The organism is Pseudoxanthomonas helianthi, from assembly GCF_017939625.1.
GTDB classification, from domain to species: Bacteria; Pseudomonadota; Gammaproteobacteria; order Xanthomonadales; family Xanthomonadaceae; genus Pseudoxanthomonas_A; species Pseudoxanthomonas_A helianthi.
This window is the reverse complement of record NZ_JAGKTC010000002.1, coordinates 916,684-929,929: the sequence shown is the minus strand read 5'-3', so window position 1 is coordinate 929,929 and position 13,246 is coordinate 916,684. Positions and strand designations below refer to the sequence as shown.

The following is a 13,246-nucleotide window of genomic DNA, read 5'->3' as shown; positions in this document are numbered from 1 at the left end:
CCGCCCCGGCCGACGCCGCTGCCGCTCCGGCCGCCGACGCTGCTGCCGCTCCGGCCGCCGACGCCGCTGCTGCTCCGGCCGCCGACGCTGCCGCTGCCCCGGCCGCTGAAGAAGCCAAGAAGTAATGCCGCTGGCTGACGCTTGCGCGTTGGCACGGTAGTATTAATAGGGTCGCCGGCTAACGCCGGCGGCCCTTTTGATTGATGGGACGGAATGACGAGGCCTCAAACCGAATCTACGCCTCCCCCTTTGAACTGCCTCACCCTCATTTCGGAGAGATCACTGATGAAGACCAAGCTCCTCGTCCTGATGGCCGCCGGCGTTTTCGCCCTGGCCGCTTGCAAGAACACCGCCGAAGGCGCCGCCCAGGACGCCGCTGCCGCCGCTGACACCGCCGCCGCCGCGACCGACACCGCCGCTGCCGCCGCGACCGACGCCGCTGCTGCGACCACCGACGCCGCCGCTGCCGCGACCGACGCTGCCAAGGACGCCGCCGCGACCGCGACCGACGCCGCCAAGGACGCCGCCGCCGACGCCGCTGGCGCCGTGAAGGATGGCGCCGCGAAGGTCGAAGAAGCCGCCAAGAAGTAATCGACGGTCTTCATTCGCTCCAGGACAAGGCCCGCGCAAGCGGGCCTTGTTTTTTGCGCGAGCTGCGCGCGAAGGCGCCGGCCGACACTCGCGGATTTTGCGGCGCGCAACGATACTTCCCGGCACGTGCTTTACTTTCCGCAATCGCCATGAGACCGATGTCCGCATGCCCGCACTGACTTCGCAGCTCGATCCGCATTCGCCCGATTTCGCGGCCAACGTCGAATACCACCGCGCCCTGGTCGCCGAGCTCGATGCGCGCCTGGCCCGTGCGGCCGACGGCGGCGGAGAAAAGGCGCGCGCGAAGCACACCGAGCGCGGCAAGCTGCTGGCGCGCGAACGCATCGCCGCCCTGCTCGATCCCGGCTCGCCGTTCCTGGAAATCGCGCCGCTCGCCGCCGAAGGCATGTACGACGACGCAGCCCCGGCCGCAGGCATGGTTGCCGGCATCGGCCGCGTGCAGGGGCAGGAGGTGGTGATCGTCGCCAACGACGCCACGGTCAAGGGCGGCACCTACTTCCCGATGACGGTGAAGAAGCACCTGCGCGCGCAGCAGGTCGCCCAGGAAAACCGCCTGCCGTGCGTCTATCTGGTCGACTCCGGCGGCGCCTTCCTGCCGCTGCAGGACGAAGTCTTCCCGGATCGCGAGCATTTCGGCCGCATTTTCTACAACCAGGCGCGACTGAGCGCGGAGAACATCCCGCAGATCGCCGTGGTGATGGGTTCGTGCACCGCGGGCGGCGCCTACGTGCCGGCGATGTGCGACGAATCGATCATCGTCAAGGAACAGGGCACGATCTTCCTCGGCGGCCCGCCGCTGGTGAAGGCGGCCACCGGCGAAGTCGTCGACGCCGAAGCGCTCGGCGGCGCCGACGTGCACACCAGCGTTTCGGGCGTGGCCGACCATTTCGCCGAGGACGACCGCCATGCGCTGCAGATCGCGCGCAACCTGGTCGGCAACCTCAATCGCGCCAAACGCCTGCCCCTGGCGGTGCGCGAAGCGCGCGAACCGGCGTATCCCGCCGAACAGCTGTACGGCATCGTGCCGAAGGATACCCGCCGCCCGTTCGATATCCGCGAGGTCATCGCGCGCATCGTCGACGGCTCGGAATTCGACGAATTCAAGGCGCGCTACGGCAAGACCCTGGTGACCGGCTTCGCCCACGTCCATGGTTATCCGGTCGGCATCGTCGCCAACAACGGCATCCTGTTCTCGGAGAGCGCGCTGAAGGGCGCGCATTTCATCGAACTGTGCAACCAGCGCGGGATCCCGCTGGTGTTCCTGCAGAACATCACCGGCTTCATGGTCGGCAGGAAATACGAGAACGCGGGCATCGCCAAGGACGGCGCGAAGATGGTCACCGCGGTGGCCTGCTCCAGCGTGCCGAAGTTCACCGTGGTGATCGGCGGCAGCTTCGGCGCCGGCAACTACGCGATGTGCGGCCGCGCCTACGGCGCGCGCTTCCTGTGGATGTGGCCGAACGCGCGGATCAGCGTGATGGGTGGCGAACAGGCCGCCAGCGTGCTGGCCACGGTGCGGCGCGATGGCATCGAGGCCAAGGGCGGCCACTGGTCGACCGAAGAGGAAGAGGCCTTCAAGGCGCCGATCCGCGCCCAGTACGAGGACCAGGGCAATCCCTATTACGCCACGGCCCGGCTGTGGGACGACGGCATCATCGATCCTGCCGACACCCGCCGCGTGCTGGGGCTGGCGATTTCCGCTTCGCTCAACGCGCCGATCGAGCCGGCGAAGTTCGGGGTGTTCCGCATGTAGGCGGCGGCTTCCTCATTCAGCTTTGTATGAGGAATTCCCCACAAGTGCTTGCCGCAAAAGCAGTTCGGTGATATCCATCACCTCGCGTTGTCGCGAGTTGCGCGATATTCAGAGGCCTTTCGCCCGGAGAACCCCGATGTCCATGTGGAAAGACCAGAGCAACGCCAAGAAGGACGCCCCCCTGCCGCCCGCGCCGGAACCGCTGCGCGACGCCCCGGCGGCCGCCCAGTTCACCCCGACCGTCACCGCGCCGGCCGCGGCCGCCGTCCGTGACGTCAAGGAATCCCTGATCTCGGCCGACCTGACCATCGAAGGCAAGATCGAAGGCGCCGGCCACGTACGCATCGCCGGCAAGTTCAAGGGCGACGTCAACGTACAGGGCGACCTGACCATCGAGCGTGGCGCCAAGGTCAACGGCAGCGTGAAGGCGAAGAAGATCACCATATCCGGCGAGCTGGAAGGCAACATCGAATCGGCCACCCAGGTCGAGCTGCTCGCTTCGGGCGCGCTGATCGGCGACGTCAAGGCCGGCACGCTGACCGTGGCCGCCGGCTCGCGCATGCGCGGCCAGGCCGACTTCGGTTGGGACGACGCCAAGTCGTCGGCGCGCAACGGTTCGAGCCACGACAGCGACGCATGAGCACGCCGCGCCCGGGCAGCGCAGGCGCCACCCGGGTCTGCCCGCACTGCAAGGTCACGATCCTCGAGACCGCGGCGGTCTGCCCGTCGTGCAAGCACCACCTGCGCTTCGACGAGAGCGCCGCATCGCGGCGCATCTCGCCGGTAGTCACGCCTTTGCAGGTCGAAGGCACGGTACAGCACCCACCCGACGGCGGGCCGTGGGAATACACCGTGGTAGTGGTGGTCCGCAACGACGCCGGCAAGGAAATCGCCCGCCAGGTGGTCGGCGTCGGCGCGCTGCAACCGGGCGAGCAGCGCAGCTTCTCGCTGGCCGTCGAAGTGGTGCAGCGCGACGACCTGGGCGGCAGGTTCCGCAAGCACTGAGCGCGGCGCAATGCGTTGCGCTTGGCCGCAAACCCACGCTGTGGGAGCGACGCCAGTCGCGAGCTTTTCAAGTCGATTACCGGGATTCAACGCGAAAGCGTTCGCGACTGGGGCGTCGCTCCCACACCGGACTGATCGGACTGGCGACGGAGGCCGCGGCTACGCCTGCGTCAGGATTTTCCGCAGCTGTTGCATCCACCGCAGGCATCTCCCATCACGCCGGCTTCCGGCGCGATCCAGCGGCCGAGCCTGTACTGCCAGGCAGGTTTGCCCTCGCGCAACAGCGGCAGCGCGAGCGCGATGCGCAGCTTGCGCATCGGGCCGGGGAACTGCTTTTTCGCCACCACCCACGCGCTGAGCAGCACGGCGAGGGCGATGACGATGTATTGAAACCACAGCGCCATGTCAGCCGCCCCCCAGCGCCTTGGCGACCTGGTAGGTCAGCAGCGAGGCGAAATACGCCAGCGCGAACAGGTAGGCCATCGCGGCCAGCATCTTCTTCCACGAGTTGGTTTCGCGCTTGATCGTCGCCAGCGTGGAGATGCACATCGGTGCGTAGATGTACCAGACCAGCAGCGACAGCGCGGTGGCGAGCGACCAGCCCCGTGAAATCAGCGGCGACAGCGCCTGCGCGGCGGCCGTGTCGTCGGCAGCCGACAGCGCGTACACCGTGGCCAGCGAGGACACCGCGACTTCTCGCGCGGCCAGGCCGGGGATCAGCGCGATGCAGATCTGCCAGTTGAAGCCCAGCGGCGCGAACACCGCGGTCATCGCATGGCCGATGCGGCCGGCGAAGCTGTAGTCGATGGCCGGGCCGACGGCATCGGCGGGCGCGGCGGGGAACGACAGCAGGAACCACAGCAGGATGGTCAGTGCGAGGATGATGCCGCCGACGCGCTTGAGGAAGATCATCGCGCGTTCGTACAAGCCGATCATCACGTCGCGCAGGTTCGGCAAGCGGTAGGAGGGCAGTTCCAGCAGCAGCGGATGCTCGCCCTTGTCGCGCCGCCACTTCTTCATCACCCACGACACGACCAGCGCACTGGCGATGCCGGCGGCGTACAGGCCGAACAGCACCAGTCCCTGCTGGTTGAACACGCCCCACACCGTCTTCTGCGGAATGAACGCTCCGATCAGCAAGGCGTACACCGGCAGCCGCGCCGAACAGGTCATCAGCGGCGCGACGAGGATCGTGGCGAGGCGGTCCCGCGGATCCTGGATGCTGCGCGTGGCCATGATCCCGGGGATCGCGCAGGCGAAGCTGGACAGCAAGGGGATGAACGAACGTCCGGACAGACCGGCCGCTGCCATCATCCGGTCGAGCAGGAACGCAGCGCGCGGCAGGTAACCGCTTTCTTCCAGCGCGAGGATGAAGGCGAACAGGATCAGGATTTGCGGCAGGAACACGACGACCCCGCCGACGCCGGCGATGACGCCATCGACCAGCAGGCTGTTGAGCGGGCCTTCCGGCAATGCCGCGCCGACGGTCTGGCCCAGCCATGCGGTGCCCGCGTCTATGCCGTCCATCAGCGGCGTCGCCCAGGCGTACACGGCCTGGAAGATCAGGAACATCACCACCGCCAGCGCCAGCAAGCCGAACACCGGATGCAGCAGCCAGCGATCCAGCGCGTCGTCGATCTTCGCGGTGCGCGTGGGCATGTCCACGGCAAGGGCGAGCAGGCGCCGGGTTTCGGCATGGATGTCCGTGCCCTCGCCCATGCGGCCGGCGGGTGCGGGCAGGTGTTCGGCGACGTGGTCGATGCGTTCCAGCAGCGCGCGCGCGCCGTTGCGGCGCACCGCGACGGTTTCGACCACTGGCACGCCCAATTCGCGCTGCAATGCATCCAGGTCGATGCCGATACCGCGCTGGCGGGCCGCGTCCATCATGTTGACCGCGACGATCATCGGCTTGCCGAGTTCACGCAGCTCCAGCGCGAAGCGCAGGTGCAGGCGCAGGTTGGTCGCGTCCATCACGCAGACCAGCACGTCCGGGGCGGTTTCGCCCGGATAGAAACCGCGGATCACGTCGCGCGCCACCGCTTCGTCCAGGCTGGCGGCGTTGAGGCTGTACGCGCCCGGCAGGTCCAGCACCGCGTACTGGCGACCGTTGGCGCCGCTCAGGCGACCTTCCTTGCGCTCGACGGTGACGCCGGCGTAGTTGGCGACCTTCTGCCGGCTGCCGGTCAGCTGGTTGAACAGTGCGGTCTTGCCGCAGTTCGGGTTGCCGACCAGGGCCAGTCGCAGCGGAACGGCAGCGGCATTCATGACGCATCCCCGTTGCGCAGCCTGACCCGCTTCGCCTCGGCGTGGCGCAGGGCGAAACGGGTGAAGCCGACCTGCACCAGGATCGGCTCCGCTCCCAGCGGTCCATGCGCGACCACCTGCACCGGTTCGCCGGCGACAAAGCCCAGTTCGCGCAGGCGCCGCGCGATGGGATCGTTCGCGCCGTGGTCTTCGACGGCTTCGACGATGGCGGCGAGCCGCCGTGGCAGTTCGTTGAGGGTCACGCCAAGACTCAAATGGGAATTGTTCTCATTCTAGCACCGAGCCTGCACCGGCGCGATTGCCGCGTTGCGCCACGGCGCGGTCGACCCCTGCCCTATCATTCAGCTCCACCAAGGAGGAAATCGATGCCGGAGTCGCTGCAAATCCTCGCCGATGGCCCGGTGCGACGCCTGCGCCTGGACCGTGCCGAACTGCACAACGCCTTCGATGCGGGCCTGATCGCCACGTTGACCGCCGCCTTGGCCGAAGCCGGCGCGGATCCGGACGTGCGCGTGGTGGTGCTGGAAGGCGCTGGCGCATCGTTTTCGGCCGGGGCCGACCTGAACTGGATGCGCGGCATGGCCGCGGCCAGCGAAGCCGAGAACCGCGCCGATTCGCTGGCCCTGGCCCGGCTGATGCGCACCCTGGACGAATTGCCTAAACCGACCATCGCCCGCGTGCACGGTGCGGCCTTCGGCGGCGGTGTCGGCCTGGTCGCCTGCTGCGACATCGCCATTGGCGTGCCCGAAGCGAAGTTCGGCCTGACCGAGAGCAAGCTGGGCCTGCTGCCGGCGGTGATCTCGCCCTATGTGATCGCCGCGATCGGCACGCGCAATGCGCGGCGCTACTTCGCCACGGCAGAGATTTTCGACGCCGCCGAAGCGCTGCGCATCGGCCTGCTGCACCAGGTCGTGCCGATCGACCAGCTCGATGCCGCAATGCAAAAGCAGGTCGCGCTGCTGTTGAAAGCCGGACCCACCGCCAGCGCATCCGCGAAGCGGCTGGTGCGCGACGTCGCTGCCCATGCCGATGGCGCGAAACACGACGCCGACAACGCGGCGCTGATCGCCCGCCTGCGGGTGTCCCCCGAGGGCCAGGAGGGTCTCGCGGCGTTCCTCGACAAGCGCCCACCCGCCTGGACCGCCAAGGAGTAAGCCATGCTCGACCATGTCGGCATTCCCGTTTCCGATTTCGCCCGCGCCAAGGCGTTCTACGCGCAGTCGCTGGCTCCGCTGGGCATCGGCCTGGTGATGGAGGTCACGCCCGAACAGACCGGCAACGGCAGCACCGCCGGTTTCGGCAGCGAAGGCAAGCCGTATTTCTGGTTCGGCGACGATGGCAGGCCATCCCTGCACACGCACGTCGCTTTCGTCGCCGACAGCCGCGCCAAGGTCGATGCGTTCCATGCCGCTGCGCTGGCCGCGGGCGGCCGCGACAACGGTGCTCCGGGCCTGCGCCCGCACTACCACGAGAACTATTACGGCGCCTTCGTGCTGGACCCGGACGGGCACAACATCGAAGCGGTCTGCCACCTGCCCGGTTAACGCCTGCCAAGAGCCTTCATGTTCGACAAGATCCTCATCGCCAACCGCGGCGAAATCGCCTGCCGGGTGATCCGCACCGCGCGCAAGCTCGGCATCCGCACGGTGGCCGTGTACTCCAGCGCCGACGCCGATGCACAACACGTGCGCCAAGCTGACGAAGCCTGGCCGATCGGCGGTCCCACGCCAGCGGAAAGCTACCTGCGCGGCGACGCCATCCTCGAGGTCGCGTTGAAGTCCGGCGCGCAGGGCATCCATCCCGGCTACGGCTTCCTCAGCGAGAACGCCGACTTCGCCGACGCCGTGGCCGCGGCCGGCCTCGCCTTCATCGGTCCGTCGGGCGCGTCGATGCGCAAGATGGGCAGCAAGGCCGGTGCCAAGGAGCTGATGGCGGCGGCCGGCGTGCCGGTGGTGCCCGGCTACACCGGCGAAGACCAGTCGCCCGACCTGCTGCAGCGCGAGGCCGACCGCATCGGATATCCGCTGATGATCAAGGCGGCGCACGGCGGCGGCGGCAAGGGCATGCGCATCGTGCGCGATGCCGGCGAATTCGTCGCCCAGCTGGAAAGCTGCCAGCGCGAAGCGAAGAACGCCTTCGGCCGCGACCGCGTGCTGCTGGAACGCTACGTGGAATCGCCGCGCCACATCGAAATCCAGGTGTTCGGCGACGCGCACGGCCACGCCATCCACCTCAACGAACGCGAGTGCTCGGCGCAGCGTCGCTACCAGAAGGTATTCGAGGAATCGCCCTCGCCGTTCCTGACCCCGGAACTGCGCGCGGCGATGGGCGCAGGGGCGGTGCAGGCCGCGCGGGCCATCGATTACGTCAACGCGGGCACCGTGGAGTTCATCGTCGCGCCAAGCGGCGAGTTCTTCTTCATGGAGATCAACACCCGCCTGCAGGTCGAGCATCCGGTCACCGAACTGACCACCGGGCTGGACCTGGTCGAATGGCAGTTGCGCATTGCCGCCGGCGAAGCCCTGCCGTTGGCGCAATCCGCCGTACCGCAGCGCGGCCACGCCATCGAAGTGCGGCTGTACGCCGAAGACCCGGACGCCGGCTTCCTGCCCGGCTCCGGCAAGCTGGAAACCCTGCGCCTGCCAGCGCCAGATGCGCATGTGCGCATCGATTCCGGGGTGATCGAAGGCGACACGGTGACGATCTTCTACGATCCGATGATCGCCAAGCTGATCGTGTGGGACGAGGACCGCCCGCGCGCCCTCGCCCGCCTGCGCGATGCGCTGGCCCAATGCGACCTGGTCGGGCCGAAATCGAACATCGAATTCCTCGAACGCCTGGCCCGGCACCCGGCCATCGTCGAGGGCCGCATCGACACCGGTTATCTCGACCGCCATCTCGAGGAATTCCTCGCCCCCGCGCAGGCCGACCCTGCCTTGCTGCTGGCAGCCGCCTGCACCACCCTGCTCGCGCAGGAAGCCGAAGCGCGCGCCGCCGCCGCGGCCTCGGGCGACCCGACTTCGCCATGGGCCATCGCCGACGGCTGGCGGCTTGGCCACGCGGGCCTGCGCTCGTTGGCCTTCCTGCATCGCGGCGAGCGGCTGGAACTGGCGGCGCATGGCACGGCGGGGCAATACCGCATCGAGCATGCGGGCAATTCCTACGCCATCGAAGGCGCACATCTGGCCGGGACCACGCTGAGCCTGCGTTTTGATGGACAAGCACGCCGCTTCCACGCCTTCCGGCAACCCGGTCGCATCGTGGTGCATGATGGCGTGCAACGCTGGGTCGGGGAACCGGTGTCGATGTACCTGCCGGCGGCCAGCGAAGGCGCCGCGGGCGGCGGCCGCATCCACGCCCCGATGCCGGGACGCGTGGTGCTGGTCAAGGCGAAGCCGGGCGACGCGGTCGAACAGGGGCAGGAATTGCTGATCATGGAAGCCATGAAAATGGAGCTGGCGATCAAGGCGCCGCGCGGCGGCGTGGTCGCCGAAATCCGCGCGCAGCCCGGCGAGTTCGTCGAAGCCGACCGCGTGCTGGCGACACTGGAACCGTAAGGCGAGCGCATGAGCGATTTCGTCCGCATCGTCGAAGTCGGCCCGCGGGACGGGCTGCAGAACGAAAAAGCCATGGTCGCGACCGCGGACAAGATCGAACTGATCGACCGCCTGTCGCAGACGGGCCTGCGCAGTATCGAGGCGACCAGCTTTGTCAGCCCGAAATGGATCCCGCAGTTGGCCGACGCCGCGGAAGTGTTCTCCGCCATCGCGCGCAAGCCGGGTGTCGCGTATCCGGTGCTGGTGCCGAACGAGCAAGGCTACGAGCGCGCCCGCGCGGTCGGCGCCGAGGAAGTGGCGGTGTTCACCGCCGCTTCGGAAGCCTTCAACCGCAGGAACACCAACGCCGGCATCGACGAATCCATCGAACGCTTCAGACCCGTGCTGGCGCGCGCCGCCGCCGACGGGGTCAAGGTGCGCGGCTACGTCTCCACGGTACTGGGCTGCCCCTACCAGGGCGAAGTCCCGGTGACCGACGTGGTGCGTGTCGCCAGTCGCTTGCACGAACTGGGCTGCTACGAGATTTCGCTGGGCGACACCATCGGCGTCGGCACCCCGCACAAGGCGCGGGCGATGCTGGAAGCCGTCGCGGCCGAAGTACCAATGCCCGCTCTCGCAGTGCATTTCCACGACACCTACGGTCAGGCCCTGGCCAACATCCTGGCCTGCCTCGAAGCGGGGGTGCGCGTGGTCGACGCCGCGGTTTCCGGCACCGGCGGCTGCCCTTATGCGAAGGGCGCCAGCGGCAACGTCGCCACCGAGGATGTGGTTTACCTGCTGCACGGCATGGGCATGCAGACCGGCATCGACTTGCCGCGCCTCGGCGAAACCGGGCGCTGGCTGGCCGGCTTGCTCGGCCGCGAAACCGGCAGCAAGGTCGCCAAGGCGCTGGCCGCCGCGTGAACGCGAACACGCCGCCGCCGTTGCCCAGCGATGGCCTTGCGGCGGCACTGGAAGCGGCCGGCCGCGATCCGGTGCTGCCCGCCGAAACCCGCGACCTGCTCGCCCGTGCCGCCATCGAACTGCGCGCACTGGCCATCGACGCCGATGCGGCGCGTTCGCGCTACCGTGCGCTGTTCGACGCGGTGCCCGACCCGGTCAGCATCCTTTCCGAGGACGGCACCGTGCTGGACCTCAACAAGGCGGGCATCGCCGCGTACCGGCGCCCGCGCGAGGAGATCGTCGGCAGGAACATCGATTTCCTCAACCCCGACCTGCCGCGCGACCACATGGCTCCGGTCTGGGAAACGCTGAACCGCGGCGAGACCTTCGTCATCGAAGTCACCAACATGCGCGCGGACGGCAGCCGCTTCCCGGTGGAGGTGCATTCGGCCAACTTCGATTTCGAGGGGCGCAAGAGCATCGTCGCCGTCGCCCGCGACCTCAGCCAGCGCGGCGAGGCGGAAACCCGCTACCGCGAGCTGATGGAACTGATCGATGTGGGCATCCTGATCCAGGACATGTCCGGCAGCTTCCAGTACGCCAATTCGGCCGCCCTGCGCATGATCGGCCTGCGCAGCGGCGAATCGCTCGAAGACGCCATGCGTCTGGAGAACTGGATCCCGCTGCGCGAAGACGGCAGCCAGATGCCCTACGACGAACTGCCCAGCGTGCGCTGCATGCGCAGCGGCCGCATCGTCGAAAGCAGCCTGCTGGGCATGTATCACCGCGGACGCCGCCAGCTGACCTGGATTTCCGCGACGGTGGTGCCGCAATACGCGCCGGGCGCATCGAAGCCGCACCAGATGCTGACCCTGTTCAGCGACGTCACCCACCTGAAACGCAACAGCACCCTGTTCGACCGCGCCCAGGCGCTGGCGCATATCGGCGGCTGGGAAATCGACCTGGGCCGCGACCGCGTGTTCCTGACCGACGAAGCGCTGCGCATCCTCGGCCCGCACGAGAAACCCGAAGGCCTGGTCGACGTGCTGGCCTGCCTGCGCGAAGGCGAGCGCGCGCGCTTCCGCGAAGCGCTGCAGCGCGCGACCGATGGCGGCGGATTCGACCTGGAGCTGCAGGGCATGCGCGCCAACGGCGAACCGTTCTGGGTCCGGGTCATCGGCGAGCTGGAAACGCGGCAGACCGCCTCGCCGTACCTGACCGGCACCGTGCAGGACATCACCACCGACAAGCGCGACGAGGAAAGCCTGCGCGTGCTGGCGCGCACCGATCCGTTGACCGGCCTGCTCAATCGCGACGCGGTGCTGGACGCGCTGGAAGAGCGCCTGGCCGATCCGGCCCAGGCCCAGATCGCGGTGCTGTACATCGACCTGGACCGCTTCAAGACGGTCAACGACGCGCTGGGCCACAACGCCGGCGACGAGCTGCTGGTGCGCGCCGCGCGGCGCATCGCCAACGCGGTCGGCACCGAGGGACTGATCGCGCGTTTCGGCGGCGACGAATTCCTGGTCGCCTGCGATGCCACCGGCGATCCGCAACAACCGGAGCGGCTGGCCGAACGCATCCTCGGCGCCTTCGCCGATTCGTTCCGCTTCGGCAAGGACGAATTCGCCATCACCGCCAGCATCGGCGTCGCCCACGCGCCGCAGGACGGCGACCGTCCGCAGGCGCTGATCCAGAACGCCGACCTGGCCATGTACGACAGCAAGCGCCGCGGCCGCAACGGCTGGCAGGCCTTCACCCCCGAACTGGCGCGCCGCCAGCAGGACCGCCTGCAGATCGAATCGCAATTGCGCCGCGCGGTCGACAACGACGAATTCCACCTGGTCTACCAGCCGCAGGTCGACCTGCGCTTCGGCCGCGTGGTCGCCGCCGAAGCGCTGATCCGCTGGCAGAGCCACCAGCTGGGCGAATTGCGCCCGGATCTTTTCATCAGCCACGCCGAGACCACCGGCGACATCGTGCGCATCGGCCAATGGGTGCTGCGCGAAGCGTGCCGCCAGGTGCGCGCGTGGCAGGACCAGGGCCTGGGCATCGTGCGCGTCGCGGTCAACGTGTCGTACCGCCAGTTCGTCGGCGACGAACTGGCCGAACGCGTGCGCGCGGTGCTCGACGAATTTTCCCTGCCCGGCTCGGCGCTGGAACTGGAATTCACCGAACGCGTGCTGATCGAGGACGCACCTTCGACCCTGCGCACCTTCGCCGACCTGCGCGCACTGGGCGTGGTACTGACCATCGACGATTTCGGCGAAGGCTACAGCGCATTGAACTACCTGCGCCGGCTGCCGATCCACGGGCTCAAGCTGAGCCAGTTGTTCACCGAGGGCGTGCCGAACAACCGCTCGGACGTGGCGGTCTGCCAAGCGGTATCGGGCATCGCCCGCAGCCTGGGGCTGGGGCTGGTCGCCGAAGGCGTGGAGTCGGAGGCGCAGCGCCAGTTCCTGCTCGGCCTCGGCGTGCCGATCGGCCAGGGTTTCCTGTTCGCGCCGGGCCTGTCGCCCGACGATTTCGCGCGCCGCCTGAGGGAAGAAACCCCGCTCGACCGGCTGTCCAATGGCTGAAACGCCCGCCTCCACCCCCTGGTCGATTCGTCCGATCGCACTGCGCGACGACGCGGTCGTGGCCCGCATCATCCGCACGGTCATGCCTGAATTCGGCGCCTGTGGCTCCGGCTTCGCCATCAACGACCCCGAAGTGGACTGGATGAGCCGCGCCTACGCCGAACCGCGCTCCGCTTATTTCGTGGTCGAACGCGGCGGCGAGGTGCTCGGCGGCGGCGGCGTGGCCCCGCTCACCGGCGGCGACGCCGACACCTGCGAACTGCGCAAGATGTATTTCCTGCCGGAGGCGCGCGGACTGGGCGCAGGCAGCGCGATGATGGCCCGATGCCTCGAAGCCGCGCGCGGCTTCGGTTTCCGCCGCTGCTACCTCGAGACCCTGACCGGCATGGACGCGGCGATGCGCTTGTACGAACGCAGCGGTTTCCGCCGCATCGGCGGGCCGCTGGGCGACACCGGCCACGGCGGGTGCAACAGCTTCTATCTGCGCGACCTGTAGGGGCGGTCCTAGGGACTGTGGTAGCCCTGTGGGAGCGAAGGCCGCTCCCACAAACCCCATCCGGTAAAATGCCGGCTTCTTTTCCCCGGATCCCTGC

At 68.4% G+C, this 13,246-nt stretch carries 13 protein-coding genes; 10 read left to right on the top strand and 3 right to left on the bottom strand.

The features are described 5' to 3' along the window. Positions 1 to 285: 285 nt before the first annotated feature. From J5837_RS12085 to J5837_RS12070, 4 genes are all read left to right on the top strand, one after another. The gene (locus tag J5837_RS12085) at positions 286 to 591 is read left to right on the top strand and encodes a hypothetical protein (RefSeq protein WP_210536977.1); all 306 of its coding nucleotides are present in this window, start codon (positions 286 to 288) and stop codon (positions 589 to 591) included. A 166-nt stretch (positions 592 to 757) separates the two neighbouring features. Next, on the top strand, positions 758 to 2,365 hold the full coding sequence (locus J5837_RS12080; protein ID WP_210536976.1) for a carboxyl transferase domain-containing protein: 1,608 nt from the start codon (positions 758 to 760) through the stop codon (positions 2,363 to 2,365). 136 nt (positions 2,366 to 2,501) lie between these two features. Next, complete coding sequence (locus J5837_RS12075) at positions 2,502 to 3,005, top strand: bactofilin family protein (RefSeq protein ID WP_210536975.1); 504 nt, start codon at positions 2,502 to 2,504, stop codon at positions 3,003 to 3,005. Beyond that, on the top strand, positions 3,002 to 3,370 hold the full coding sequence (locus J5837_RS12070) for a hypothetical protein (protein WP_210536974.1): 369 nt from the start codon (positions 3,002 to 3,004) through the stop codon (positions 3,368 to 3,370). Before J5837_RS12075 ends, J5837_RS12070 begins: the two co-directional genes overlap by 4 nt. A 170-nt stretch (positions 3,371 to 3,540) precedes the next feature. On the opposite strand, the gene J5837_RS12065 is transcribed toward J5837_RS12070, so the two are convergent. The 3 genes from J5837_RS12065 to J5837_RS12055 are packed head-to-tail and all read right to left on the bottom strand — an operon-like array spanning position 3,541 to position 5,877. Beyond that, complete coding sequence (locus tag J5837_RS12065) at positions 3,541 to 3,774, bottom strand: DUF6587 family protein (RefSeq protein ID WP_210536973.1); 234 nt, start codon at positions 3,772 to 3,774, stop codon at positions 3,541 to 3,543. Position 3,775: 1 nt separating this feature from the next. Further along, entirely contained in the window at positions 3,776 to 5,635 is a 1,860-nt protein-coding gene (feoB, locus tag J5837_RS12060; RefSeq protein WP_210536972.1) for a ferrous iron transporter B, read from the bottom strand. Further along, a complete protein-coding gene (locus J5837_RS12055) occupies positions 5,632 to 5,877 on the bottom strand; it encodes a FeoA family protein (RefSeq protein WP_210536971.1) in 246 nt (81 codons plus the stop codon). Before J5837_RS12055 ends, feoB begins: the two co-directional genes overlap by 4 nt. Before the next feature lie 123 nt (positions 5,878 to 6,000). Between J5837_RS12055 and J5837_RS12050 the strand changes: the two genes are divergently transcribed. The 6 genes from J5837_RS12050 to J5837_RS12025 are packed head-to-tail and all read left to right on the top strand — an operon-like array spanning position 6,001 to position 13,149. After that, positions 6,001 to 6,789: an enoyl-CoA hydratase-related protein gene (locus J5837_RS12050; protein WP_210536970.1), complete on the top strand. Its 789-nt coding sequence runs from the start codon at positions 6,001 to 6,003 to the stop codon at positions 6,787 to 6,789. Between the two features lie 3 nt (positions 6,790 to 6,792). Then, the gene (locus J5837_RS12045) at positions 6,793 to 7,179 is read left to right on the top strand and encodes a VOC family protein (RefSeq protein WP_210536969.1); all 387 of its coding nucleotides are present in this window, start codon (positions 6,793 to 6,795) and stop codon (positions 7,177 to 7,179) included. 18 nt (positions 7,180 to 7,197) lie between these two features. Beyond that, on the top strand, positions 7,198 to 9,192 hold the full coding sequence (locus J5837_RS12040) for an ATP-binding protein (RefSeq protein ID WP_210536968.1): 1,995 nt from the start codon (positions 7,198 to 7,200) through the stop codon (positions 9,190 to 9,192). Positions 9,193 to 9,201: 9 nt separating this feature from the next. Continuing rightward, a complete protein-coding gene (locus tag J5837_RS12035) occupies positions 9,202 to 10,095 on the top strand; it encodes a hydroxymethylglutaryl-CoA lyase (protein ID WP_210536967.1) in 894 nt (297 codons plus the stop codon). Continuing rightward, complete coding sequence (locus J5837_RS12030; protein ID WP_210536966.1) at positions 10,092 to 12,653, top strand: sensor domain-containing protein; 2,562 nt, start codon at positions 10,092 to 10,094, stop codon at positions 12,651 to 12,653. Before J5837_RS12035 ends, J5837_RS12030 begins: the two co-directional genes overlap by 4 nt. Next, on the top strand, positions 12,646 to 13,149 hold the full coding sequence (locus J5837_RS12025; RefSeq protein WP_210536965.1) for a GNAT family N-acetyltransferase: 504 nt from the start codon (positions 12,646 to 12,648) through the stop codon (positions 13,147 to 13,149). The genes J5837_RS12030 and J5837_RS12025 overlap by 8 nt, the downstream gene beginning before the upstream one ends. Positions 13,150 to 13,246 lie beyond the last annotated feature (97 nt).

Bases quoted from the DNA above. Each gene is read 5' to 3' on its own strand.
- J5837_RS12050 (WP_210536970.1), top strand. From the start codon at position 6,001: ATGCCGGAGTCGCTGCAAATCCTCGCCGATGGCCCGGTGCGACGCCTG.
- J5837_RS12035 (WP_210536967.1), top strand. From the start codon at position 9,202: ATGAGCGATTTCGTCCGCATCGTCGAAGTCGGCCCGCGGGACGGGCTG.
- J5837_RS12040 (WP_210536968.1), top strand. From the start codon at position 7,198: ATGTTCGACAAGATCCTCATCGCCAACCGCGGCGAAATCGCCTGCCGG.
- J5837_RS12070 (WP_210536974.1), top strand. From the start codon at position 3,002: ATGAGCACGCCGCGCCCGGGCAGCGCAGGCGCCACCCGGGTCTGCCCG.
- J5837_RS12080 (WP_210536976.1), top strand. From the start codon at position 758: ATGCCCGCACTGACTTCGCAGCTCGATCCGCATTCGCCCGATTTCGCG.
- J5837_RS12075 (WP_210536975.1), top strand. From the start codon at position 2,502: ATGTCCATGTGGAAAGACCAGAGCAACGCCAAGAAGGACGCCCCCCTG.
- J5837_RS12065 (WP_210536973.1), bottom strand. From the start codon at position 3,774: ATGGCGCTGTGGTTTCAATACATCGTCATCGCCCTCGCCGTGCTGCTC.
- J5837_RS12085 (WP_210536977.1), top strand. From the start codon at position 286: ATGAAGACCAAGCTCCTCGTCCTGATGGCCGCCGGCGTTTTCGCCCTG.
- feoB (WP_210536972.1), bottom strand. From the start codon at position 5,635: ATGAATGCCGCTGCCGTTCCGCTGCGACTGGCCCTGGTCGGCAACCCG.
- J5837_RS12025 (WP_210536965.1), top strand. From the start codon at position 12,646: ATGGCTGAAACGCCCGCCTCCACCCCCTGGTCGATTCGTCCGATCGCA.
- J5837_RS12045 (WP_210536969.1), top strand. From the start codon at position 6,793: ATGCTCGACCATGTCGGCATTCCCGTTTCCGATTTCGCCCGCGCCAAG.